General features: G+C 52.3%; 24 protein-coding genes and 1 riboswitch. Of the genes, 7 read left to right on the top strand and 17 right to left on the bottom strand.

Annotation, left to right across the window (positions count from 1 at the left end; all coding sequences use genetic code 11):
- Positions 1 to 5 precede the first annotated feature (5 nt).
- The 6 genes from CWE21_RS13515 to CWE21_RS11605 all read right to left on the bottom strand — a co-directional run bounded on the left by CWE21_RS13515 (position 6) and on the right by CWE21_RS11605 (position 8342).
- Positions 6 to 782, bottom strand: a complete 777-nt coding sequence (locus CWE21_RS13515) for an RHS repeat-associated core domain-containing protein (protein ID WP_338068226.1) — start codon at positions 780 to 782, stop codon at positions 6 to 8.
- Between the two features lie 71 nt (positions 783 to 853).
- Entirely contained in the window at positions 854 to 1621 is a 768-nt protein-coding gene (locus CWE21_RS11585) for a peptidylprolyl isomerase (RefSeq protein WP_126834611.1), read from the bottom strand.
- 11 nt (positions 1622 to 1632) lie between these two features.
- A complete protein-coding gene (gene narI, locus CWE21_RS11590) occupies positions 1633 to 2322 on the bottom strand; it encodes a respiratory nitrate reductase subunit gamma (protein ID WP_126834612.1) in 690 nt (229 codons plus the stop codon).
- A 10-nt stretch (positions 2323 to 2332) separates the two neighbouring features.
- Entirely contained in the window at positions 2333 to 3061 is a 729-nt protein-coding gene (gene narJ, locus CWE21_RS11595) for a nitrate reductase molybdenum cofactor assembly chaperone (protein ID WP_126834613.1), read from the bottom strand.
- A gap of 4 nt (positions 3062 to 3065) precedes the next feature.
- Positions 3066 to 4601, bottom strand: coding sequence for a nitrate reductase subunit beta (narH, locus tag CWE21_RS11600; protein ID WP_126834614.1), 1536 nt, complete (start codon positions 4599 to 4601; stop codon positions 3066 to 3068).
- Positions 4602 to 4622: 21 nt separating this feature from the next.
- Positions 4623 to 8342, bottom strand: coding sequence for a nitrate reductase subunit alpha (locus tag CWE21_RS11605; protein ID WP_126834615.1), 3720 nt, complete (start codon positions 8340 to 8342; stop codon positions 4623 to 4625).
- A 296-nt stretch (positions 8343 to 8638) separates the two neighbouring features.
- Here CWE21_RS11605 and CWE21_RS11610 point away from each other — a divergent pair, with 296 nt between their 5' ends.
- Positions 8639 to 10450, top strand: coding sequence for an ATP-binding protein (locus tag CWE21_RS11610; RefSeq protein WP_126834616.1), 1812 nt, complete (start codon positions 8639 to 8641; stop codon positions 10448 to 10450).
- 2 nt (positions 10451 to 10452) lie between these two features.
- Here the strand turns inward: CWE21_RS11610 and CWE21_RS11615 are convergent, their stop codons facing one another.
- Entirely contained in the window at positions 10453 to 11799 is a 1347-nt protein-coding gene (locus CWE21_RS11615) for an MFS transporter (RefSeq protein WP_126834617.1), read from the bottom strand.
- A gap of 274 nt (positions 11800 to 12073) precedes the next feature.
- On the opposite strand from CWE21_RS11615, the gene narL reads away from it, so the two are divergent.
- The 3 genes from narL (at position 12074) to CWE21_RS11630 (ending at position 15667) form a co-directional block, all read left to right on the top strand.
- Positions 12074 to 12730: a two-component system response regulator NarL gene (gene narL / locus CWE21_RS11620; RefSeq protein ID WP_126834618.1), complete on the top strand. Its 657-nt coding sequence runs from the start codon at positions 12074 to 12076 to the stop codon at positions 12728 to 12730.
- Positions 12723 to 13937: a molybdopterin molybdotransferase MoeA gene (gene moeA, locus CWE21_RS11625; protein WP_126834619.1), complete on the top strand. Its 1215-nt coding sequence runs from the start codon at positions 12723 to 12725 to the stop codon at positions 13935 to 13937. Before narL ends, moeA begins: the two co-directional genes overlap by 8 nt.
- Positions 13938 to 13999: 62 nt before the next feature.
- Positions 14000 to 15667: a thiamine pyrophosphate-binding protein gene (locus CWE21_RS11630; RefSeq protein ID WP_126834620.1), complete on the top strand. Its 1668-nt coding sequence runs from the start codon at positions 14000 to 14002 to the stop codon at positions 15665 to 15667.
- Here the strand turns inward: CWE21_RS11630 and CWE21_RS11635 are convergent.
- The 9 genes from CWE21_RS11635 to moaA form a co-directional block, all read right to left on the bottom strand.
- Complete coding sequence (locus tag CWE21_RS11635; RefSeq protein ID WP_126834621.1) at positions 15563 to 16591, bottom strand: molybdenum ABC transporter ATP-binding protein; 1029 nt, start codon at positions 16589 to 16591, stop codon at positions 15563 to 15565. The two genes, CWE21_RS11630 and CWE21_RS11635, sit on opposite strands and share 105 nt — an antisense overlap.
- Positions 16588 to 17253 (bottom strand): molybdate ABC transporter permease subunit, encoded by a 666-nt coding sequence (gene modB / locus CWE21_RS11640; protein WP_126834622.1) that lies wholly within the window; start codon positions 17251 to 17253, stop codon positions 16588 to 16590. Before modB ends, CWE21_RS11635 begins: the two co-directional genes overlap by 4 nt.
- The gene (gene modA, locus CWE21_RS11645) at positions 17237 to 18016 is read right to left on the bottom strand and encodes a molybdate ABC transporter substrate-binding protein (protein ID WP_126834623.1); all 780 of its coding nucleotides are present in this window, start codon (positions 18014 to 18016) and stop codon (positions 17237 to 17239) included. The genes modB and modA overlap by 17 nt, the downstream gene beginning before the upstream one ends.
- A complete protein-coding gene (locus CWE21_RS11650) occupies positions 18003 to 18479 on the bottom strand; it encodes a molybdenum cofactor biosynthesis protein MoaE (RefSeq protein WP_126834624.1) in 477 nt (158 codons plus the stop codon). Before CWE21_RS11650 ends, modA begins: the two co-directional genes overlap by 14 nt.
- A gap of 1 nt (position 18480) precedes the next feature.
- Positions 18481 to 18729 (bottom strand): MoaD/ThiS family protein, encoded by a 249-nt coding sequence (locus tag CWE21_RS11655; protein ID WP_126834625.1) that lies wholly within the window; start codon positions 18727 to 18729, stop codon positions 18481 to 18483.
- Complete coding sequence (gene moaC / locus CWE21_RS11660; protein WP_126834626.1) at positions 18722 to 19219, bottom strand: cyclic pyranopterin monophosphate synthase MoaC; 498 nt, start codon at positions 19217 to 19219, stop codon at positions 18722 to 18724. The genes CWE21_RS11655 and moaC overlap by 8 nt, the downstream gene beginning before the upstream one ends.
- A gap of 34 nt (positions 19220 to 19253) precedes the next feature.
- Positions 19254 to 19766, bottom strand: coding sequence for a molybdenum cofactor synthesis domain-containing protein (locus CWE21_RS11665; protein ID WP_126834627.1), 513 nt, complete (start codon positions 19764 to 19766; stop codon positions 19254 to 19256).
- Complete coding sequence (mobA, locus tag CWE21_RS11670; protein WP_126834628.1) at positions 19763 to 20311, bottom strand: molybdenum cofactor guanylyltransferase; 549 nt, start codon at positions 20309 to 20311, stop codon at positions 19763 to 19765. The genes CWE21_RS11665 and mobA overlap by 4 nt, the downstream gene beginning before the upstream one ends.
- A 1-nt stretch (position 20312) precedes the next feature.
- Positions 20313 to 21284, bottom strand: coding sequence for a GTP 3',8-cyclase MoaA (moaA, locus tag CWE21_RS11675; RefSeq protein WP_126834629.1), 972 nt, complete (start codon positions 21282 to 21284; stop codon positions 20313 to 20315).
- A riboswitch (molybdenum cofactor riboswitch) is annotated at positions 21275 to 21431 on the bottom strand. Its footprint overlaps the gene before it by 10 nt.
- A 184-nt stretch (positions 21432 to 21615) precedes the next feature.
- Here moaA and trhP point away from each other — a divergent pair.
- Positions 21616 to 22944: a prephenate-dependent tRNA uridine(34) hydroxylase TrhP gene (gene trhP / locus CWE21_RS11680; protein WP_126834660.1), complete on the top strand. Its 1329-nt coding sequence runs from the start codon at positions 21616 to 21618 to the stop codon at positions 22942 to 22944.
- Positions 22928 to 23122 carry a YfhL family 4Fe-4S dicluster ferredoxin gene (locus CWE21_RS11685; RefSeq protein ID WP_126834630.1) on the top strand — a complete coding sequence of 65 codons (195 nt, stop codon included), beginning with the start codon at positions 22928 to 22930 and terminating at the stop codon, positions 23120 to 23122. Before trhP ends, CWE21_RS11685 begins: the two co-directional genes overlap by 17 nt.
- Positions 23123 to 23129: 7 nt before the next feature.
- Here CWE21_RS11685 and CWE21_RS11690 read toward each other — a convergent pair whose 3' ends face one another.
- Entirely contained in the window at positions 23130 to 23978 is an 849-nt protein-coding gene (locus CWE21_RS11690; protein ID WP_126834631.1) for a LysR family transcriptional regulator, read from the bottom strand.
- Between the two features lie 221 nt (positions 23979 to 24199).
- Here CWE21_RS11690 and CWE21_RS11695 point away from each other — a divergent pair, with 221 nt between their 5' ends.
- Positions 24200 to 25375 carry an acyl-CoA dehydrogenase gene (locus CWE21_RS11695; protein WP_126834632.1) on the top strand — a complete coding sequence of 392 codons (1176 nt, stop codon included), beginning with the start codon at positions 24200 to 24202 and terminating at the stop codon, positions 25373 to 25375.
- The last annotated feature ends 14 nt before the right edge of the window (positions 25376 to 25389 follow it).

Raw genomic sequence — 25389 nt, forward strand, 5'->3', positions numbered from 1 at the left:
TTTCCTCACTGACCATTAGATTTTAAATGTTCAGCTACTTTTCTTAAATCTTTAAGTGTTTCAGGAGTTGTTTCACCTGTTTTAGTTACGCTTTCAACCTCACCAGCCCTAGGTCCTTTCGGAATAACATTGTTTTTATACGCCTGAACATGAGGAGTAGGTACTTCTCCTTTGCCTTTTACAAAATGAGATTTACCTTTTAGATCAACTCTGACATGTCCATCTTTTGTTTTCATTGTAACGCTATTTTTATTGCCATTTCGTTTTACCAAACTCTTAGCGTACCGTTTAAGTCCTCGTTTTATTGCTACAGCGCCTAATTTTAAGGCTCCAACTGCGGATACCATGCCTTCAGCTTGCACTGTGCTAATATCAAGTCGCTCTTGTTGGCTCATATTGCCTTTGGCTACATCCATATCCAAATGCTTTGCCTCTACCATCAAGCGAGTTTCGCATCCATCTGGGTCAGTGTACTTATAAGGATTATTATTAGCGTATGCATAACGGTTGAATCCATGTATTCCACCTGTGCGACTGAGATGGCTTACAGAATCAACAGGATCATTCGAATAGAAACGCCCAATTACTGGATCATAGTATCGTGCATGCATATAACTTAAGCCGGTCGCATCATCTTTAATATGACCGGTAAAGCCAGCTACGTCCTGATTGGCAGTGACATCATTAAGAGCTTCGCCGTAAGGCGTGTACGCTTCCTGCCAGAGAATCGCACCGCTGCTGTCCGTTCCACTTTGTGCACTACCACAGCCCTCCGGAGGCAGAGGTCATCGACCAGTTGCTGAACTGGTCGGTGTCTTTTTGTATGGAGATGAAAAACCTCCGACGTTCGAACTCACTGCAGCAACGGAGAATCCGAAACAGCAAAATCAAAGCCTTTGATTTCAGCGGCTTGAATGAGTGTGTGGATGTATTGCGCGACGGCTTTACGTTCGACTTTCTCGTTCAAGTAGGCGGCGATTTTGTCTTTTACGGCCTCGTACGGGAGCTGCTTGCCCTCGATCTTGCGGTCGACGGCGACCACGTGGAAGCCGTAGCGGGTTTCGACGGGGTTGGGGAGTAGCCCTGCGTTGGCGGTGAAGACTTGGCGCTCGAATTCAGCGACGGTTTGGCCGCGGCTGATTTGGCCTAAGCTGCCAGCGGTCGCGGCAGAGGGACAGGCTGAATGCTGCTGCGCTAGACGCGCGAAGTCATCGCCTTCGCCTAACTGCTTGATGATTTGCTCGGCCATCATTTTCGCATTGACGCGATCGAGCTCGTCATCTGGTGCCGCAGCCAACAAAATATGGCGAACTTCCAACAACGGTGACGTGGTAAAACGCTCCGGGTTCTGCTGGTAGTAGGTTTCACAGGCTTGGTCATCGGCTTCAGGGATGTCCACTTCGCGCTCCAGCAAGGCCGCTAAAAAGTCGTCATCACTGGCGTCTTTGTTTTCGTCTTTTACGTGCAGCCCGAGTTCGGCTGCACGTTGACGGAACAATTCACCAATCACCAGTGACTCTGCGGCTTTGGCCATGGCTTGCTGCTGGCTATCCGCCGGATGGTATTGCATTTCAACCAATATCGCCGGCTCATCAATAGTGGTGTGGTTCACTTGAATCATAATGCGACTCCTTAGCGCGCCGCTTTTTGCCGCACGATTTGATGCTGACGGCGAAGGTACTGCACCGGCACGCTAAACATGTGCACCAAACGGGTGAACGGGAATACCAAGAAAATGGTGAGACCGAGGGTTATGTGCAACTTGAAGATCCAGTGCACATCGGTCATCGCCGCGACTGCTGTGGTAGCGTCAAAGGTCAGGGTATTTTGTGCCCAGGCCATCAATAGCAGCATGGTTGAACCATCCATATGACCGAGTGATACAAAAATCGACAGGAGGCCCAGGATTAATTGTGCGTAGAGCAACAACAGAATCGTGATATCCATAGTGCTGCTGTTGGCACGGATACGCGGATTTTTCAGGCGACGCACAATTAAAATAGTCATGCCATAAAAGCAAACAATACCTGCCAAGCCACCGGCAACAATAGCAATAAGCTGCTTAGTGCCAGCACTAATACCCAACACATGCCAAACCTCGCCCGGAGTTAACAGGCCGACAAAGTGACCGGCAAAGATCGCTAGAATACCGATATGGAACGCAATACTACCGCGACGCAGTTGCTTCTTTTCAAGCAGCTGGCTGGAGCTGGTTTTCCAAGTAAATTGCTCACGGTCGTAACGCATCCAGGTACCGATGATCATGACCGCCAACGCAATGTAAGGGTAGATGCCAAAGAAAAACGTGTTTAAATAACTCATGACTTGCTCCTTAGACGTCCGCGGCGTTTTTCACGTTGCTGAGTTGATCAAGATTCAATGGTACATACTGGTCCCGACGCTGACCTTCCGCCGGGCGATTTTGCGCGGTCGGACAGGTGCTGGTGGCGTCATTGCCGGTAAAGGTCACCATTTCTTCTTCCCAGACTTTGTCGAGTTCTTTCGGCGTGTCGTCACGCTTTTCAGATTCGACTTGCGCACGCACATCGCTTAAATCGATTTCAACTTGCGCCAGCTCCAACAGGCTCTTGAACAGCACCGCGTAGTCACTTTCGCGCTGCTCCAAGCGTGCCGCCAAAACTGCCAAAATGTGCGCCACTTCAGCTAAGCCCTCGCGCGCGTTGTCGTCGCCTTGGGTGGCCAAGAATTCGAGATACAACGGAATGTAATCTGGCAATTCTTTGACGCCGATTTCCAAGCCTGCTTGTTGATACTGTTGCATCAAATCAACCATGGCTTGGCCGCGATCACGTGATTCGCCATGCACGTGTTCAAACAACAACAATGACAGCGAACGGCCACGCTCGAATAAGCCGTCGTATTCCGACTGCCAATCCATAAGGTCGCCGCTAGTGCGGCGTACGATGAAGTCATCGAGGGCCTCTTGTTGCGCTGTACTCAGTGCCGAAGCACGCACCAAAGTGCGTAACTCCGGCACTACTTCGAGCAGTTCTACTTTCGGGTAGTCGAGTAACAGTGAAATCACTTGTAAAACTTGCATGGGATTACTCCTTCACCGTTACAGGGATGACTTGGCGGACGCTTTGTTTTTTCGCGCCAAACAAGTTCACGTCGTTATTGCCATCGCTACAGCCATTGCCGAAGGTAAAGCCACAGCTACCCTTCAGGTCATAGGCATTTTCAGCGTAAGCACGGTGACTGGTTGGAATCACGAAACGATCTTCGTAATTTGCCAGCGCCATGTAACGGTACATTTCTTCCACTTGCTGCTGGGTCAAACCGACTTGCTTCAAAACTTCTAAGTCTTCGACACCATCGACGTTCTGGCTACGTTTGTAAGCACGCATGGCAATCATGCGTTCTAACGCGCGCACAATCGGAAATTCATCACCAGCGGTGAGCATATTTGCCAAATAACGCAGCGGAATCCGTAGCGACTTCAGATCCGGAATTTCACCGTTCATACCCACGTGGCCGGCTTCCACCGCACTTTGGATCGGTGACAGCGGTGGCACGTACCACACCATGGGTAAGGTGCGGTATTCAGGGTGCAATGGCAGTGCAACTTTCCATTGCATAGCCATCATGTACACCGGTGAGCGCTGAGCGGCTGTAATCCAGTTCTCAGCAATGCCTTCTTTGCGCGCAGCCGCTTGTACTTCTGGATCGTGTGGATCTAAGAAGATATCTAGCTGGGCTTGATAGAGGTCTTGCTCGTTTGGTGTGTTGGCTGCTTCTTCGATGCGGTCGGCATCGTACAACAACACGCCCAAGTAACGGATACGGCCGACACAAGTTTCTGAACAGGTGGTTGGTTGCCCTGCTTCGATACGCGGAAAACAGAAGGTACATTTTTCTGATTTACCGGTTTTCCAGTTGTAGTAAATCTTCTTGTACGGACAGCCCGACACACACATGCGCCAGCCACGACACTTGTCTTGGTCAATCAAGACGATACCGTCTTCTTCACGTTTGTAGATGGCGCCTGACGGGCAAGCGGCCACACACGCAGGGTTCAAACAGTGCTCACACAAGCGTGGCAAGTACATCATGAAGGTCTTTTCAAACTGACCATAGATGTCTTTTTGCACCACTTCGTCGAAGTTCTTGTCTTTCTTACGCTTGGCAAACTCAGTACCGAGAATTTCTTCCCAGTTCGGGCCCCACTCGATCTTCTCCATGCGCTGACCAGAGATCAGTGAGCGTGGACGCGCAACCGGTTGGTGCTTGCTGTCTTTTGCGGTGTGCAAGTGTTGGTAATCAAAATCAAACGGCTCGTAGTAGTCGTCAATTTCAGGCAAATCTGGGTTGGCGAAAATATTCGCCAACACCCGACGCTTGGCACCGATTTTCAGTTCCAAGTTACCTTTTTTATTGCGGATCCAGCCGCCATTCCATTTGTCTTGGTTTTCCCATTCTTTTGGAAAACCGACGCCAGGCTTGGTCTCAACGTTGTTAAACCAAGCGTATTCAACGCCTTCGCGTGATGTCCAAACATTCTTACAAGTGATGGAGCAGGTATGACAACCAATACACTTGTCCAAATTTAGCACCATGCCAATTTGAGCTCTTACTTTCATGGTAACGTCCTCACTCCAACCTTATTCAGTGTCCAACCAGTCGACTTTGTCCATCTTGCGGACCACCACGAACTCATCGCGGTTACAGCCAACGGTGCCGTAATAGTTAAAGCCATAGGCTTGTTGTGCGTAGCCGCCAATCATGTGGGTCGGCTTCATGACCGCACGGGTCACTGAGTTGTGAATACCGCCGCGGGTACCGGTTAACTCTGAACCTGGTACGTTCACGATCCGCTCTTGCGCGTGGTACATCATGCTCATGCCTTCAGGGACACGTTGCGAGACCACCGCACGGGCGCTAATCGAGCCGTTCACGTTGAAGATTTCGATCCAGTCGTTGTCTTCAATACCAGCAGCTTTGGCGTCAATTTCACTCAGCCAGACAATCGGGCCACCGCGCGACAAGGTCAGCATCAGCAAGTTGTCAGAGTAGGTGCTGTGAATACCCCATTTTTGGTGCGGGGTGATCCAGTTCAGTACGATCTCTTTGTTGCCGTTGCCTTGCTTGTTCAGCACCGGCTCAACGGTTTTCAGGTTAATCGGTGGCTTGTAAGCACACAGGGTTTCACCGAAATCGCGCATCCACTCATGATCTTGGTAGAACTGCTGACGACCTGTGATGGTGCGCCATGGAATCAACTCGTGAACGTTGGTGTAACCGGCGTTGTACGATACATGCTCGTCTTCCAAGCCAGACCACGTCGGTGACGAAATGATCTTGCGCGGTTGTGCGACGATGTCGCGGAAGCGGATCTTCTCTTCCTCTTTTGGCTTGGCCAGATGCGTATGGTCACGGCCGGTGAATTCACCGAGTGCTTGCCACGCTTTTACCGCCACATGACCATTGGTTTCTGGCGCCAATGACAAAATCACTTCACAGGCATCAATGGCACTATCAATGACAGGGCGACCTTTGTTGGCGCCTTCTTCATGATGAACACGGTTCAGTTTGCCTAAGAAGTCAACTTCTTCTTGGGTATTCCAATTGATGCCTTTACCACCATTGCCAAGCTTGTCCATCAGCGGACCGAGCGAGGTGAAACGGTGATAGGTATTCGGGTAATCACGTTCAACCACGTTGATGTTCGGCATGGTGACGCCAGGCACAGCTTCACACTCGCCCTTCCACCACGCTTTCACGCCATACGGTTGGGCAATTTCGCCCGGCGAGTCATGCATGATAGGAGTGGTCACTACATCTGTTTCGACCCCTAGGTGGCCTTGGCACACACGCGAGAATTCTTTTGCGATGCCTTTGAAAATATCCCAGTCACTGCGCGCTTCCCACACTGGATCAACAGCTGCGGTTAGTGGGTGAATAAACGGATGCATGTCCGAGGTATTCATGTCGTCTTTTTCATACCAAGTTGCCGTTGGCAACACGATGTCTGAATACAAGCAGGTGGTCGACATACGGAAGTCCAACGTCACCCACAAATCGACTTTGCCTTCTGCGCCTTCATCGACCCATTCGACGTCTTCCGGTTTCTTACCACCGAAGTCACCAAGGTCTTTGCCAAGCAAGCCGTGTTTGGTGCCCAGGAAGTGCTTGAGCATGTACTCGTGACCTTTACCTGAAGAACCAAGCAAGTTGGAGCGCCAGATAAACATGTTACGCGGGAAGTTTTTTGGATCGTCCGGCTGCTCACAAGCAAACTTCAGCTTGCCGCCTTTCAGTTGCTCAACAATGTAATCCTTTACATCAACACCGGCTTTTTCTGCCGCAGCCGCAAGGCCTAATGGGTTGGTACCCAACTGTGGCGCTGACGGCAACCAGCCCATGCGTTCTGCGCGGGTGTTGTAGTCAATGATCGAGCTTTGCCACTTGTTCTTGTCGGCTAACGGCGACACGACTTCGCTCATGTCGAGTTTCTCGTAGCGCCACTGGCTTGAGTGGTTGTAGAAGAACGAAGTACCGTTCATGTGGCGAGGTGGACGCTGCCAGTCAAGGCCAAACGCCAATGGCTGCCAGCCAGTTTGTGGACGCAGTTTTTCTTGGCCTACATAGTGCGCCCAACCGCCGCCGGATTGACCGATACAGCCACACATCATCAGCATGTTGATCAAGCCACGGTAGCTCATGTCCATGTGGTACCAGTGGTTCAAAGCAGCACCCACGATCACCATCGAACGACCTTTGGTCTTGTCAGCGTTGCGCGCAAACTCAGTGGCCACACGGATCACGTCAGCGGGTTTAACGCCAGTGATGTGTTCCTGCCATGCTGGCGTATAAGGTACGTCATCTTCGTAGCTCTGCGCACGGTTCGGATCGTTGCTGCCATCGTCAACGCCGTACTGCGCCAACATCAAGTCGTAAACAGTCGCAACCAATGCGGTTTCGCCATTAGCGAGTTCCACACGCTTGGCTGGAATACGGCGTACTTGCACTTCATCATGATGGGTGTGTTGGAAATAATCGTATTCGTGCGGTGCTGCACCGAAATACGGGAAGCCCACTTCGACCACTTCGTCATGACCGTCTTTCAGACTGAGTTGCAGGTCAACATCGCCACCTTGGTCTTTTTGCTCAAGGTTCCATTTACCTTTTTCGCCCCAGCGATAACCAATCGCACCGTTCGGGCTGGTCAGACGCTGGTCCGCGGCATTAATGGCAATGGTTTTCCAATCAGGATTGTTTGCTTCGCCGAGGTTATCGACCAAGTCTGCAGCACGTAAGAAGCGACCTTGCTTGAGCACCTTCTCGCCTGGCTCAAGCATGACTAACATCGGCATGTCGGTGTAGCGCTTCACGTAGTCTTGGAAGTAGCTACTTTGTTGATTCACATAGTATTCTTTCAAGATGACATGACCGAACGCCATCGCCAAGGCTGAGTCGGTACCTTGACGCGGCGCCAGCCACGTGTCACCAAACTTCGACGCTTCTGAATAGTCCGAAGTGATAACGCAGGTTTTGGTGCCCTTATAACGAACTTCAGTTAAGAAGTGAGCATCAGGCGTACGGGTTTGCGGAACGTTTGAGCCCCACACAATAATATAGTTTGAGTTATACCAGTCGGCTGACTCAGGCACGTCGGTTTGCTCACCCCAAATCTGTGGAGAGGCTGGCGGCAAATCACAGTACCAGTCGTAGAAACTTAAGCAGTTACCGCCGATTAGCGATAGATAGCGTGCGCCAGCCGCATACGACACCATCGACATAGCAGGAATTGGCGAGAAACCACTGATGCGGTCAGGTCCGTAGGTTTTGGCGGTATACACGTTACTCGCGGCAATCAGTTCGTTGACTTCTTCCCAGCTTGCCCGCACAAAACCACCTAAGCCACGACGTTCTTTGTAGCTCTTGGCTTTCACTGGATCGGTAACAATAGACTCCCACGCTTGCACTGGGTCTTTGTGTTGCTCCTTCGCGTCACGCCACAATTCCATCAACTTTTGACGCATCTTCGGGTATTTCAAGCGGTTGGCGCTGTAGATGTACCAAGAGTAACTTGCGCCTCGTGGACAGCCGCGCGGTTCGTGATTTGGTAGGTCTGGACGTGTACGTGGATAGTCGGTTTGTTGGGTTTCCCAAGTGACCAAACCGTCTTTCACGTAGATTTTCCAACTACAGGAACCGGTACAGTTCACGCCGTGAGTCGAGCGCACTACTTTGTCGTGCTGCCAACGCTGACGATAGCCGTTTTCCCAAGTGCGATCTTGGTCAGTTGTTACCCCATGCCCATCGGCAAAAGGTTCTTTGCGGGTTTTGAAAAACCGCAATTTGTCGAGTAGATGACTCATCCTCAAACTCCTAGTAGATGTCGTTACGCGCTAAGTTTGGATCGGTCATCGTTGCAAAGCTATAGGTCGCCGGCGGTGCGAAATAGGGGGTATACGCCTTTTCTACCTCTTTTTGAGTAGGGTGTTTTTTGGCTAAATTATTGTTTTACAAACAAATTGAAAAATTGCAGAAATTTCCATCATGTCGCGAAAAGCAAAAGAGGTAGCCCATTAAAGACGCTTGCCTAACCCCACCTGATGCAAGTGCAAGAAATTACCGTTAAACTAGACTTAGTTTTTTGTTCAGCGAGTTTTTTATGCGGCAGTTTTCCATCGTCACACGCGTCGGTATTGCGCTCGGCCTTATGGTTGCGCTTACTGTGGGTACATTGCTGGCTTCGTACTGGCTTTCTGAACGCGCCGACCAAGATGCATTAGCCATCAACAAAGCCGGCTCCTTGCGCATGCAGAGTTATCGCTATGCTTGGCATCGTCTGCATCAACCCGAAGCAGAAGTCACCGCTGAACTCGCGCAACAATTGCAAGAGACATGGCAGCATCCAGTTTTCAATCGCTTTAGCCACGGCGACAGCGCGCTTGCCGCGCAATTTCAAAGCACTCGTGAAAGCTGGCTGGAGCTCCAAGAACGTATTGCGACCGAAGGCGTGGTCGCCGATCAAGTCGAATCCCTAATCGCGCCCCACATCAGTGAGCTCGATGCGCTCGTGGGTGCACTGCAACAAGAGGCGGAGTCACGGATTCGAGCCATTCGTCTGATTCAAGTGCTGAGTCTTTTTGCAACGATTATCTTGGCTGGAATCATTGCCTATTGGCTGCGTAGCCGCGTACGCAAGCCACTACAGACGCTGACCCAAACAGCACGTCGCATTGGCCAAGGCGATTTTACCGCTCGCGTGAATCATCCTATGGGCGATGAACTCGGCGTGCTCGCCGAGACGCTCAACAAGATGAACACTGCGGTCGGTTACATGTACGGTAACCTTGAAAAACGTGTTGATGAACAGACGCAAGCGATTCAACACAGCAATACCAAGCTGCAGTTTTTGTATGACATGGCACGCAGTATTATCGAGCGTTCACCGAGTTATCAAGACTTCACGCATATCATCGATGGTCTTAAAGAAGCTGCGCGGATCAATGATCTCGAGTTGTGTCTGATCACACCGGCAGGCGACAAACCCTATCTGCAAGTGCAGCCCGAAACCAGTGACGACGACCCTTGCGCGGGCGTCGACTGTGCGGAATGCGTGTCTGCTGGTGGTGGCGTGAGTGTGATGGAAGATAAGCGGGTGTATCGCTACCCGATTGAACGTGATCACCATTACTACGGCGTGCTCGTTGCCCGAGTCGAACTTGGCTCACAGCTTGACGACTGGCAACAGCAGTTACTGCAATCGGTCACCGATCAGTTGGCTATAGCGCTCAGCTTAAAGCAAGAGGAAGAGCAGGTGCGTCGTCTCGCGCTGATTCAAGAACGCACTGTGATTGCGCGCGAGTTGCATGACTCATTGGCACAAGCGTTGTCTTATTTGAAGATTCAAGTCACACGGCTGGATAAAGCGATTCAAAAGGATGATGCAGCGACCATAAACGATGTATCGCATGAGCTGCGCGAAGGTCTCAACTCGGCCTATCGCCAGTTACGTGAGTTACTGACAACCTTCCGCTTGAAGGTGGATGGTGCAGGGCTCATTAACGCACTACAAACTACGATCAAGCAGTTTGAGGAACAGTCTGGACTCGCTTTCCGCCTTGATTACCAATTGGCGAACGCGCCGTTGGAGCCACACGAAGAAATTCATTTGCTGCAAATCATTCGTGAAGCCTGCCAAAACGCCATTCACCACAGCCAAGGTTCTGAGGTAGTCATTCGCCTACAACAAACGCTCGACAAAGGAATTAGTTTGAGTATTGAAGACAACGGCATTGGCATCCCCGAAAACGCTGAAAAACTTAATCACTATGGGTTGGCGATCATGCAGGAGCGTAGCAAGCACCTCGGTGGGGAGCTACGCATTCAAAGGCGGGAACCGGGCGGTACTGGCGTCTACTTTGAGTTTCAACCCGCCTACGTGAATGACCAAAAGGCGGCAGAACTCTCCTCTTAGGTTTACGGATTAAAGTAAACACTGTGCCGGCGCAGATAGACGCCGGCGACAATCATCGCGCAAATGAAATAGAACACAGCAAAGGCTATTAGCGCCAACGCTGGTGTTCCGGTGACACTTTGCACTCCCCACATCAATGGAATATAACCTGCGCCCGCGGTTGCACATGCCGCTAGCCAACGTAAGGCAATCGGCAGTTGGGCTGCGGGAAAAAGCACACTCGCAGAACGATAGATTGCACTGCTGGCTAGCGAAGAAACCACGAAGAGCACGAAGAAAACTAACAAGAACAGCAGAAAGTACTGCTCAGGCGCACCGCTATGAAAGGCTTGTTGGGTAAGGTACGCTGCTACCGCACAAGCCAGCGCCAACAATACGGCGCAGACAAAGGTCACCCGCGCTCCACCATAAAGATCCGCAAGCCATCCGCCTAGCGGCCGCGCTACCACCCCAACCAACGGTCCCAACCACGCATAAGTCAAAGCTTGTGGCGCGTAATCGTTGCTGATGGCATTGACGAGTTCGCCGGCTTGCCACTCGCGGCTCAGACCGAATAAAAATTGCAGCACCAACGGAAACGACAAAGCGAAGCCAATAAACGAACCGAACGCCATGATGTAAAGCAGTGTCATGACCCACAAATGTGGATTTCGAATCAAGTAACGGCGATGAAAGGGCGCATGCGTTGGCCTTTCTTGGGACTGACGCTGCGCCGGATAAAGTACCGCCACGCAGGTAAAGACCAATAGCATCCAGCCCAAATTACTCAGGCTTATCGGTTGCTCGGGCCGCACACTGCCGAGCACATTACCCATACTAATAGTGGTCAGCAACGGGTCGGCATTGCCGCCAAGTACGTTTGGCAACGTCACGACCAGCGGTGTGGCTATTTGGGCGAGCACAATCCCGATACCGCCGACCGCAGCCGTCACCGCAAGCTCCCAGCCCATGGTACTCGATTCGGTACTACTTCGTTCACCTCTCACGTAGAGCTGCGCACCGCCTAAACCAGCGCAAATAGCCAGTAGCTGTAATTGCTCCAAAGAAAATGATGTTTGTATGAACAGCCAAGCCATTGCCACTGCTACCAGCGTCAATAACGCGGTGGTCGTACGAATAAAACGCCGTGATAACGAACGTGAACCGAGCGCAAACCAACTCAATTGGAATCCCGCTGCGGCAAAGCCTGTCAGTGCCAACAAGCCAAACAATTGTGCAAAATTGAAGCCAAGACCTAAGGCGTATAAAACCACCACAAGTACACTCCAGCACATCCATACGGACGTACTGGCAATGACTTGTAATGCGGTCATTTTGTCGATGGTTTCGCTAGTGGTAACAGGCTGCACAATTGGCCTTTTGATGGCGGACGACTAAGCTAAGGATCGAGTATGGAAGGCCTTTGCCGCAAGGCTTCACAGGAGTTAGCAGCAAGGTATTTAGAGATACCACAACTACTCACATGGTGGTAGAAGGTGGCATTAACATTCTGATTATTAGCTGGTTTTTAATTTTAAGATGCGTTGTTTTGTCAATCTAAATTAGCTAACTTAAGCCTTGGTAAACCATGCGCCAGCGCAACAAATATGTGAAAATAGCGGCAACTAAAGAAAGGAGAATACCATGACTGATATGCGCTCGAGCATCATGCTAGTGGACGATCACCCGCTACTGCGTAAAGGTCTCAAACAACTTATTTCACTGGAAGACGAGCTCGAAGTTGTCGCCGAGTTCAGTAACGGCAAAGACGCCATTCCCGTAGCGGTGGAGCTGGACCCAGACTTAATCATTCTCGATCTCAACATGCAGGGAATGGACGGTTTGGAAACACTTAAACAGCTACGTGACGAAGGCGTGACTTCGCGCATTGTCATGCTTACTGTGTCGGATGCCGATGAAGACGTCGTTGCCGCGATTACTAATGGCGCAGACGGTTACTTGCTGAAGGACATGGAACCTGAACAATTGATTGAGCAAATTAAGCGCGCAATCGAAGGCAAGATGGTACTCAGTGAAGTCATTACCGAAGTACTGGCAACCGCGTTGCGTCGCCCTGCGCCACAGGGTGGTGGCAAGCTTGAAAGCCTGACCAATCGCGAACTCGAAATTTTGAAACTTATTGCTAAAGGTATGAGCAATAAAGTGATTGCCCGTGAGCTTGATATCTCCGACGGTACGGTCAAAGTCCACGTAAAGCACTTACTGAAAAAACTCGGCTTACGCTCGCGCGTCGAAGCCGCAGTATGGATGGTGAATCAACAGGGCGGTAAGCATGAGTAATTCCTGGTTACCCGTCGCGGACGCTCTCGCCGCGATGCAAAGCCAAGTCAGTGCGCTCACAGAAACCGAGACAGTAAGCTTAAGCGCCGCACTCGACCGGGTGCTCGCACAACCCGTATGCGCCGATATTAATGTGCCCGGCTACGATAACTCTGCGATGGACGGTTATGCGTTGCGCGCAGCTGAAGCGACACAACCCCTAAAGGTGGTTGGCGAAGCCTTTGCCGGTCATCCGTTCGACGGCACGTTGCCAGCCAATAGCTGTGTCCGCATTATGACCGGCGCGCAAATGCCGCAGGGTGCTGACGCGGTCGTGATGCAAGAGAACGTTGAGCGCGACGATGCTGACATACAGGTACAAACCACCGTCAAATGTGGTGATAACGTACGCCTCTGCGGCAGTGATATTACCGACGGTGCAGTTGTCTTAGCAGCTGGTCAGCGTCTTAACGCTGTGCATATCGGTCTACTGGCCTCGCTTGGTATCGCGGAAGTGACGGTCATTCGTAAGCTACGGGTCGCGTTATTCTCTAATGGCGATGAACTGGTGGTGCCCGGCGAGCCACTGCGTAAGGCCAGCCAAATCTACGACAGCAACCGCTTCACTCTCACGGCCATGCTGCAGCGCTTGAATGTCGACATCATCGATCTTGGTCACATTGCCGATGACCCTGATGCACTCGAGAGTGCTTTCCAACAAGCTATGCGCAGCGCCGATCTTGTCATCAGTAGTGCGGGCGTTTCTGTCGGTGACGCCGACCATACAAAGAATACCCTCGCAAAACTGGGGCATATTGAGTTTTGGAAGATTGCCATCAAGCCGGGTAAGCCGTTTGCCTTTGGCCGCCTAGGTGATGCCTGGTTCTGTGGTTTGCCAGGCAACCCAGTAGCGGCCGTGGTCACCCTCGACCAACTCGTGCAACCCCTACTACGACGTATGGCCGGCGAACAGCTGACGCCACCGTTACAACTTGAGGCGAAGGCCGCAACGGCGATTAAAAAGCGCCCAGGCCGCACCGATTTTCAGCGCGGGCGCTTCAGTCAACGAGACGGCCAGTTATGGGCTGAGCCGGTTGGTAGCCAAAGTTCTGCAGTGCTCACCAGCGTTGCCCAAGCCAATTGTTTCTTAGTGCTTGAGCAAGAACGCGACAGCATTGCGGCCGGCGAATCAATTATTATTCAACCTTTCGATCAGCTGCTGACCTAGATCAAAGCAGTCTTGCTGAATTGACTCCACACTTGCTTGCGTTAGCAACCGTGGAGTCATTTATGAACTTTGCCGCTTTATTGGTGCAAGAATTAAAACAATTCGAATGCGAAGCACTCTTCGGCATTCCTGGCGATTTTATCTTGCCGTTACTTTGCGAACTGCAAGATAACGGCGCTTTACCTTTTTACACCCTGAATCATGAACCCAGTGTCATTTATGCCGCCGACGCTGCAGCGCGCATTCGTCAACGCCCTCAGGCCGCACTTCTTACCTATGGCGCCGGCGCCTTAAACGCCGTCAACGCTATTGCGCAAGCCTATGTGGAACGCGTTCCGCTCGTCATTTTGGCCGGTTTTCCAGCACAGCAAGAAATCGACCGTAACGTGGCGATCCACCATCAAGCCAAAGACCTCGACTCCCAACGCCGTATCTTAAGTGAAGTGACCGAATTACAGGTGCGTTTGAATAACCCAACAACCGCTAGTGGACAGTTGCGTGCAGCATTACAATGTTGTCGCGAAACCTCTCGGCCTGTGTTGATTGAAATCCCTCGCGATGCCATTAGTTTTAACTGCGTGCCGTTACCGCCATACCACCCCCCACAAATGCCCGAACGCGAGGCGGTGAAGCTTGCGAGTTACCTGTTACAGCGGCTGCAGAATGCTCGGCAACCCGTGTTTCTTGTGGGTATCGAAGTGCAGCGCTTTGGCGCCGCGCAAGCCGTTGAAGATCTCGCGTTACAGTTAAATATTCCTATAGTTACCAGTTTTTTGGCGCGGGCAAGTATTAGCCACGACCACCCTTGCTACCACGGTACCTTTATTGACGAGAGCGACACTCATGCCTATCAGCTGTTGCAGGAAAGTGACCTCATAATTCATTTGGGTGTCATCGTCACTGACAGTAATTTTGCCGCCTATCCAAGTTTTGTCCGCGGAGATGTAGTAGTGCAGTTGCATCAGGGCACAACATATCTTCCGCATGAGCGTTGTTTCGATACTGATTTGCAGGCGCTTTGCTTGCGACTCTTGTCATACCATCTACCACCCTATTCGACTTGGTTCGAGCCAACACCCGCAAGCGAATTTGATCCTCATTTAGCGTGGAATAGCACAACGGTCGTCGAACTCATTGATGCACAGTTAAGTAGTCAAGATGCCTGCGTGCCGATTATCAGTGATGTCGGTGATTGTCTATTTGCATCATTACACGCCGATGCCAGCCATGTCATCGCGCCCGCATATTACGCCTCGATGGGCTATAGCATACCGGCGGCGCTTGGAGTGCATGTGACTACGGGCCTGCGTTCAGTGGTCTTGGTCGGTGACGGTGCCTTCTTAATGACGGGACTGGAACTATGCCAGGCCATTCATTTTGGCGCTTGTCCGATTGTAGTTCTATTTAATAACCGCCGCTGGGATATGATCGAAGCCTTTGCCCCCGAGCTTACCTGTACCAGCTTGCCGGAGTGTGATTTTCAACGTTTGAGCCAAGCGTTAGGTGCTGTTACGCATCAGGCCAATGACGCACAAAGCTTTGATGCTGCTTTCAACGCAGCTTGGGCGGATTCGAATCGACTACAGGTTATCGAAGTACAGCTTGGCCACGAACGCAGTGCCCGCCTAACGCGTTTCGCTGATGCTTTCACGCAGCGGTTGGATAAAGGGATGATGCAACGCGGCAGCTTTGACGTGAGCGACCACACGTTGACCGACTCGGAGCGCTAGCTGCTGCCATGCTTCATCACTGACCAGAGCAAAAAAATACTGCCGCTGACATTCGAGTTCGACTAAATGCTCACCGGCACGATGACTCTCATGGACGGCAAAAATCACACAGGTTATTTGGTTGCGCACACTTGAGTGTGGCACTGGTTGCAAACTCAAGCTGACGTCACGGGCATAAATACGCAGTCGCTGCTGGGACGGCTCATTGAGTCCCGGCAATGGAGTACTGACCACACTCATGCCCAGCAATGAACGCAGCGGCTCTTGCCGAAGTTGCTGCGGCAACGGGCCACTGCTAAGTACCTGACCACGCTGCAGCAAAACCACATGATCACTCACTTCGGCAATATCAGAGAGTTGATGGCTCACGAAAAGCACCGGCAACTCATAACGCGTCGCAACTTGCCGTAGATAGTCTACAAACTGCTGGCGGGTGGCTTCGTCAAGAGCCGAAAACGGCTCATCGAGCAGGAGTAGCTGCGGTTGCGCGAGGATTGCACGCGCGAAAGCCACACGCTGTTGCTGACCACCGGAAAGTTGTGAGGGTTTTTGCGTCAGCAAATCGGCAACACCACAGTTGTTGATCACCTCGTCCCATGACACATAATGCTGCGCTGCGCGTTGCCAGCCGTAACGTAAATTTTCGAGCACGGTCAAATGCGGAAACAAACTTGGCTCTTGCAACACCAAGCCAATTCGCCGCGCGGCTAATGGCATGCGAGTCTGTGCATCCTGCCACAGGTGCTCATTAAAGGAGACCTCAACTGTCCCCGTTGGCGCTAGGCCGGCAATCACTTCGAGCAAAGATGTTTTGCCTGATCCCGAGGCGCCCACAATCGCCGTGATGCCAGTGCTGGGCAGCGTTACGTCCACCGCAAGTGGAAAATGTTGACGTGCTAACGTGGCTTTGACACTGAGAGTCATGCTGCTGGTCTCCGTCCGTAGACGATGGCCAATACCACCACCGCAACCGCGATGAGACCAAGCGATAACGCATGGGCCGCTGAGTAGTTCAGTGCCTCAGTGTGATCGTAAATCAACACCGACAATACTTGTGTTTCGCCAGGGATGCTGCCGCCAATCATCAAAATAACGCCAAATTCACCGAGTGTATGGGCAAATACCAAGGTCGCCGCCACCACAAAACCGCCACGGCACAACGGTAACGCTATGGTACGTAGTGCATGCCAGCGACTTGCGCCTAAACTTTCCGCCACTTGCAGCGGGCGGCGTCCCATGGCGCGGAAGGCTTCCGTTAGCGGCTGCACCGCAAAGGGTAAGGAGTAAATAATGCTACCGATCACAATACCAGCAAAGCTAAAGGCCAAATGCCGCCCGCCAAGGGCCTCGAGGCTAGCACCAATAAAGCCATTTGGACCAAGTGCCAACAACAAGTAAAAACCCAACACCGTCGGCGGCAACACCAAAGGCATCGCCACGATTGCCTGCACCCAGCCACGCCAACGCGAGCTGGTAAAGGCAAGCCACCAGGCCAACGGCGTTGCGAGCACTAGCAAGATAACGGTCGTCACTGTAGCTAACTGCAAGGTTAACGCAATGGCTTGATAATCAGTCGCTTGCAACATGGGCGAACTCTTGCGCGGCTGTTGATTGATAACCGAAGGTGGCGAGTATCTGCTGACTCTCAGCGGCTAGCATAAAGTCATAGAGCAATTGCGCGCCTCTATTTTGCTTCGTTTGATGCGTCAGGGCGATTGCTTGGGGTAATCTTGGTGCAGTTGGCAGATGCGTATAAGCGCTACTAAGCAACCCCAGCTCAAGAACTTGGGATAGCGCGACAAAGCCGACATCGGCAGCACCAACATGGACACGGTGGGCGGCTTGCGCCACGTTGTCGCCGTAAACTAACTTATCGGCATAACGATCGTGGGCAAAATGACGCTGTAAATAGGCCAAGGCAGCCTGTCCATAAGGCGCATGCTTGGGCTGTGCCAAAGCGACAAAGTCCGCTTGTTCGATGATCTGTTCAATAGTTCCCGCCTGATCGGGGTGCCATAGCACAAGTTCGCCGTAGCCAATGACCATGGGTGCGGCGAGCGTCAGATCGCGTGCATGGAGCATGTCGAGATAACGCGGCTCAGCAGAAACAAGCAACTGGTAGGGCGCACCATGGGTCACTTGCGCAACTAACTTACCGCTCGCAACATAGGCGACGGTAACGTGGTATTCGGGGTGGCGTTGCTCGAACTGGTTGCGAATTTCTTCCAATGGACCGCGCAAAGAGGACGCAACGGCTACGTGGATGGTTTCACGCGCCGACACAGGAGCCACTACGCTAATTGCAAGAAGCACTAGCGAAAGCATGACGCGTAAGTTAAGAGGCAACACGGTTCTCTGTCCCTTCGGTCCAGCGGGTTGCTGCCGTTCGGTCACTTTCCTTTGCGGCAACCCAGTAGCTGTCCGTGCTGGTCACTTCGCGTTTCCAAAACGGCGCTTGGGTTTTTAAGTAGTCCATGACAAACATACAGGCAGCAAAGCCGGCCTTGCGATGACCAGCCGCTACACCAACAAAGACGATTTGCTCGTTCAGTTTCAAACTACCCACGCGGTGAATGATAGTGATTTGCTCAACCCCAAAGCGTTGCTGTGCTTGCTGCGCGAGTTGCTCAAGCACTTGCTCGGTCATCCCGGCGTAATGCTCAAGATGCAGCATTTGCAGATCGCCATCAACCAGTTCTCGAACCAGTCCCGTGAAGGTTATCACCGCGCCACAGTTGCTGGCATTACTCAGCTTCAAGTATTCCTCGGCTTGGCAAAAATCAGCGTTCTGTACACGCACGTTAATGCTCATCCTAGCCTCCTGTGACCGGCGGAAAGAACGCCAATTCATCGCCACTCTGCACGGTGGCGGTCACATCGGTAAAGGTGAAGTTCTTCGCACACAACACGTCATTGGCTAGCAGCTCATGCTGCCAGGCTGGATATTGCGCCACGAGGCGTTCGCGGATCTGTACAACCGTGTCGTTGTGCTGGCTCTCGACATCAATTTCAGCACAGTTGAGGCGCTCACGTAGCGCCGCAAAAAACTTTACTTTAACCATGGTTCACATGCTCCCGTTGCCAGTGACCGCTCTTGCCACCGGTTTTTTCTTGCAGCTGAATGCCATTGATGACGAGTGCAGGGTCAACGGCTTTGCACATGTCATGAATGGTCAACGCTGCGACACTTGCTGCAGTCAACGCTTCCATCTCGACACCGGTAACGCCTTGCACTGCACAAACCGCAGTGATCTGCACCCGCCCTTGCTCGGGCTGCAAGGCAAACTCAACCGTCACTTTGGTCAGCGCTAGAGGGTGACACAATGGAATAAGATCGCTGGTACGCTTGGCCGCCATAATGCCGGCGACGCGCGCAACGGCGAGCACGTCACCTTTGCGTAGCGATTGCTGTTCTATTTGTGTCACCACTTCTGGTGTTGTTTGCACCGTAGCGACTGCGGTGGCCTGACGCACGGTCACGGCCTTCGCACCGACATCGACCATGTGCGCCGCGCCGGTATCGTCCAAATGAGTAAACTGTTTTTGCGTCATGATTGTTTCTCGTTAATGTTCAAGCGCTTCATGCTTACGCGCTGCGCGCGAGACGGGCATTGAAGTTACAAGGGCCTTGCAAGCCATCCAGCTGCGGTCGAATAAGCTTTTGCCAAGCAAGTTGCGCGGCAGACAATGAGCCCGGAATGGCAACGACCAAGGTGTTATTCGCTAAGCCAGCGATGGCCCGCGATTGCAGAGCCGAGCTACCTATCTGCTGGAAGCTCAGTTGACGAAACAGCTCACCAAAGCCGGTGATGGTCTGGTCGAACAACGGCTCTAATGCTTCCGGCACACAATTGTGAGCGGCAAAACCCGTACCGCCATTGAGAATGACAACCGACAACTGCGGCTCAGCAATCCAACGAGAGACCACCGCACGCAACACGTATTTGTCGGTGCCGAGAATTTGCCGTTGATAGCGGTGATGCCCAGCTTCAGCAATGGCATCTGCTAACCAGTCACCGGTTTCATCGGTCGCCGGTGTATGCCGATCGGAAACCGTAGCCAAAGCGATATGTAATGGCCGATGCTGTTTTGCTGTCATATCGAAACTCCTAACATTTCAATCGCATGCCGCCATTGTTGCGGCGTATTGGTATTTTGTAGTTGATAGCTATACGGCCATTCAACGGGCTGGGCAGCCACCGCCTGTAACATGCCACGGATGGACCAATCACCGCTTGGATTAGCAAGCTGTTCGGTCAAGTAATTCATGAGTTCCGCCGAACAGGTCACCACGCAGGGAAGCGGTGAACCGGTAAAATAGGCTGGCTGGGGTTGCGCGAGTAAGTGATACAACGCATCGGCGGTGAGCAGCGGCATATCGATAGGCACAATGAGCAGCCGCTCAGAGGCTAACTCGAGGGTGTGGAGTACGCTGCTTAAGCCGCCCAACGGCCCCCTTTCAGGCAATCGATCGACAATACCATCGGCGCTATTGCGGCTCACATAAATCTGCTGACACCCCGCTTCTCGCAGCAGTTGTTTGCAGCGTTCTAATTGCGTTAGACCAGCAATTTCAAGCAGCGCTTTGTCTTGCCCCATACGCGTGGATTTACCGCCGGCGATAACCACCCCAACCACTTGCATACTAACCACCTATCATCGCCAAGTGGCGGGTTGCACCACTTTCTTGCTCATGGAGCCCATGAGTGGCTTTTTTGCTGAGCACAAATTGCTGCAATGCAGCCTGTAAAGGGGCTGTATCGTCGCTTTGTAAGTAATGACGTAAATCTTGATGGTGTTCGGTAAACAAACATAAGAAGAGTTGTCCTAAGCTCGACACTCGCAAGCGGTTACAATCGTCACAGAAGTCACGGCTGTAGGGCATGATAAGACCGAGTTTGCCTTGATAATCTGGATGCCAGAATTCCTGTGCCGGGCCCGCGGTTTTGGCTTTGCTGCACTGCTGCCAGCCTTCGATGAGCAGCTGATCTTTAATGCTCTGGCCGCTAATGTGATGCCTTTGGTAGTAAGGCACGTTGTCGTTGGTGCGCATCAGCTCGATAAAGCGGAGGCTTACCCTGCGGGTGCGGATGTACTCTAGAAAGTCTGGCAAGGCGCCGCCATTATAGCCCTTCAGCAACACACTATTGACTTTAACTTTGGGAATACCGAGGTCGATGGCTTGATCGATGCCGTCCAAGATCGCGGGCAAGCGATTTTGCCCCGTAATCAAATGGAAAGTGCTGGGATCTAGGCTATCCACGCTGACGTTGATGGCATCTACGCCAGCCTCACGCCACGCGGGTAAGTCACGTTGTAAGCGATAACCATTGGTAGTGATGGCGACTTCTTCGATACCTGGCACCGCTTTCACCGTTTGAATCACTTCAAGCAAGTCTTTACGCAAGCAGGGCTCACCGCCGGTCAGGCGCACCTTACGCGTTCCCACCGCTGCAAACGCAGTTACTAAACGGCGGATTTCAGGCACGCTGAGTTCGGCCTGCCGAGAAGTACAATCGGGGCCATCAGGCAAGCAATAATCGCAACGGAAGTTACAGTTCTCCGTTAGCGAGAGGCGCAAGTAGGTAAAACGACGCGCAAAACGATCCATTAGCATGGTCAACACCTTTCCAAGTACGGGAGGTTAGTTCGTTTCCAAACCAACCCGGTGGCAGCTTGCCACGGCACACAGGTCATAGCTCATGTCAGAGGAACCCTCTGAATAGCGCCTTAGAACCTGCCGCTCGGCGTGAATGTGAGGCTAATAGTAGTGGTCTGCCGGGCAAATTGTTATTGCCATGAAGTAAGGGCTGGCCTACCCCTTTGGGGTTAGTTTGGTACCGATCGACAAGGCGGTTTATTGATCCGGATCAGCGTTTTTCCTATGCCATTCGTTAAACTGAGCAAGAATTTTTGCGCTGGATCAATGTTGCTGTATGACACACCTTATGAATGCCCCTGAACTGCTTTCACCGGCCGGTAGCCTTGACGCTATGCGCATGGCCTTTGCCTATGGTGCTGACGCCGTTTACGCCGGACAACCACGCTATAGCTTGCGCGTGCGCAACAATAGCTTTGACTTAGCCAATCTCGAAATAGGTATCGCTGAAGCCCATGCGCGCGGTAAAAAGTTTTATGTGGTGGCCAACATCGCGCCGCATAACGCCAAGCTCAAAAGCTTCGTCGAAGATATGGCGCCGGTCGTCGCGCTCAAACCAGATGCCTTGATCGTCTCGGACCCAGGGATCGTCATGTTGCTGCGTGAGCACTTTCCTGAGCAGTCACTGCACCTGTCGGTACAAGCTAATACCATTAACTGGGCGGCAGTTAAGTTTTGGCAGCAACAAGGCATTACGCGCGTCATCTTGTCACGGGAACTTGAGGTAAAAGAAATCGCCGAGATCCGCCAACAGTGTCCCGACATGGAGCTCGAAGTATTCGTACATGGTGCGCTGTGTATGGCTTATTCAGGGCGTTGTCTGTTGTCGGGCTACATCAACAAACGCGACCCGAATCAAGGCGCTTGCACCAATGCATGTCGCTGGCCGTACCAAGTCCATGAGGCTGCAGAAGACGAAGTTGGTCAATTCCAGCCCATCGATACTCCCGTATTGCTCGAAGAGCCACAACGCCCCGGCGAGTTGATGCTGATGGATGAAGACATTCACGGCACTTACATTATGAACTCTAAAGATTTACGCGGCGTGCAGCATGTTGAGGCCTTAGCCAAGCTGGGCATCCATTCGCTCAAAATAGAGGGTCGCACGAAGTCCGATTATTACGTCGCGCGTACTGCACAAGTGTATCGCCAAGCCATTGACGATGCGGTTGCAGGTCGGCCGTTTGATCCCGCTTTGCTAGACGACCTAGAGGGTATGGCCAATCGCGGCTTTACCGAAGGTTTCTTGCGCCGCCATGTGCCTAGCGAACTGCAAAACTACCAGACCAGCCACAGTCAGGGTGAGCAACTGCTGGTGGGCGCAATCGCATCGACCGAAGGCGCGAACGCCTGGGTCGACGTAAAAAATGCTTTCGCCACCGACGACCAACTGATTTTGATCAAGCCATCAGGCAACGTGCGTTTCACCGCTGGCATCATGTTTAACAAAGACGGCGACGAAGTTTCTCGCGCACCCGGCTCCGGCCATCACGTCGAGCTACGCCTGCCCTGCGCATTAGAACAAAGTGACCAAGGCTTTGCCATGTTACTCAAAATCGTCCCGCCACCACCCCAAACCATTAGGGTAAAGGAGGTCTATCATGCCAGTAGTCATTGATAGCGATTGTATTAACTGTGATATGTGTGTGCCCGAGTGCCCCAATGATGCAATTGAAATGGGCTCAGCACACTATGTCGTCAATGCCGACAAGTGCACCGAATGCGAAGGCTTCTACGATGAGCCTGCCTGTATTCCCGTATGCCCTGTCGATTGCATGACGCTCGTTCAGGAATAGCTCGCGCTTAGCTCGCTTGCGACGCGGTTTGTCGACACACCTGCTGCAACCACTGCAGCGGGTTACTCTCGGCTTGGCTACGTGGATAGGCCATGCCAATGGTGCGCTCCAGGCTAAGGTCGCTTATCGGCCGCAACATCACATCTTGACGCTCACGCAACGACTCTAAGTCCGGCACTAATGCACAACCCACACCCGCAGAAACCAAGCCCAACGCGTACTCGATGGTATGAATATCGGCGCGGATATCCGGCTGAATACCTTGCCGAATCAACTCCGGATACAACGCCGACCAAGCTTCGCACGGCGTGCGCTTGATCAACGCCAGGCCTTGCATCTGCGCCAGCGTTACCTGATCTTGCAAAGCCAATGGATGCCCCGCCGGCAACGCCAACACGAAACGGTCATGCCAAATCGGTAAAAATTGCTCGCCTGCCTTTAGCATCCGTGGCGTAATCACCCGTGCATCTGCCTCATCTTCCGGTTCGACCAAGTGCAGCTCAAGACCATCGACCCCAGCAGTGAAATCGCGCAACAGTTGACTCATGCGCTCAACACCCAATGCCCGAATCAAGCCCAAGCGAAATTGCACACGCGTGACACTATGGCGAAACGACGCCCGCAACGACTGCATCTGGCTGAGCATACGCCCAGCATGACCATACAAACGCTCACCATCCTCTGTTGGGGTAACCCCTCTGGATTGGCGCTGAAAAAGTTGCACTTGTAACTCGTCTTCAAGCTGCTGCAAGGCTTTCGACAAGCTCGGCTGCGCGACATGGCAGGCGCGGGCTGCAGCGCTAATGCTGCCTTGTTCGTAAACGGCAACGAAGTATTGTAGTTGGCGCAAATCCATAGTTTTAAGCTATACCTACTCTCGTATTTATATTATTTAACTCTACGCCATTTCATCGTAAAGTGGAAAAAAACAAACAGCGTTATTCGTTGTTCGTCCGTTCGGCTACGCCTCACTTTTCGTCCGCTCACTGCGTTCGCTCTTCGAGGCACTCCGAACAGTGCGAAGCACGGACGAACAGCGAAGCGCACGAATAACGAACAACGAAGTTGAGGTTTTAAATGGCTCGTTTCCCTTTTGATTGGCAAGACCCATTTCAATTCAGCGACATGCTGACCGAAGAAGAACGCATGATCCGCGATACTGCGCACCAGTACTGTCAGGAAAAACTGATGCCTCGCGTGTTGACCGCAAACCGCGAAGAACGTTTTGACCGTGAGATCATGAATGAGCTCGGTGAATTGGGCTTGCTCGGTGCAACGTTGCCTGAAAAATACGGTTGTTCAGACGTCAATTATGTATGCTACGGCTTGGTAGCGCGCGAAGTCGAGCGCGTCGATAGCGGCTATCGCAGTGCGATGAGCGTGCAGTCGTCGCTGGTCATGCACCCCATTCACGAATACGGCACTGAAGAGCAGCGCCAGAAGTACTTACCTAAATTGGCCAGTGGTGAGTGGGTCGGTTGCTTTGGTTTGACCGAACCGGATGCGGGTTCTGATCCCGCGGGCATGCGCACTACCGCGAAGAAAGTCGACGGTGGCTACGTGCTGAAAGGCACCAAAATGTGGATCACCAATTCGCCGATTGCCGATGTGTTTGTGGTTTGGGCGAAGCTCGATGGCGAAATCCGTGGGTTTATCCTCGAAAAAGGCATGCCAGGCCTGTCAGCACCGAAAATTGACGGTAAATTCTCGTTACGTGCGTCGATCACCGGCGAAATCGTCATGGATAACGTCGAAGTTCCAGAATCTGCGTTGCTACCGAACGTAAGTGGCTTAAAAGGTCCGTTCGGCTGTTTGAACAAAGCCCGCTACGGTATCGCGTGGGGCTCGCTAGGCGCGGCGGAATTCTGTTGGCACGCTGCGCGTCAGTACACGCTTGATCGTAAGCAATTCAATCGTCCATTAGCGCATACACAGCTCATTCAGAAGAAGCTTGCTGACATGCAAACGGAGATCAGTATTGGTTTATTGAGTTGTTTGCAGGCCGGTCGCCTGATGGATGCTGGCCAATTGCCGCCAGAAACTATTTCACTGATTAAGCGTAACTCCTGTGGTAAAGCGCTCGACATCGCGCGTGTCGCCCGTGACATGCATGGCGGTAACGGTATTGCCGACGAATACCACGTGATTCGTCATGTCATGAACCTCGAGGCAGTCAATACCTACGAAGGTACCCATGACGTGCATGCGCTGATTCTCGGACGCGCTATCACCGGGCTACAGGCTTTTAGCTGAGTTTCACCTAGCAA

This window comes from Pseudidiomarina aquimaris, from assembly GCF_003987395.1.
GTDB lineage: Bacteria > Pseudomonadota > Gammaproteobacteria > Enterobacterales > Alteromonadaceae > Pseudidiomarina > Pseudidiomarina aquimaris.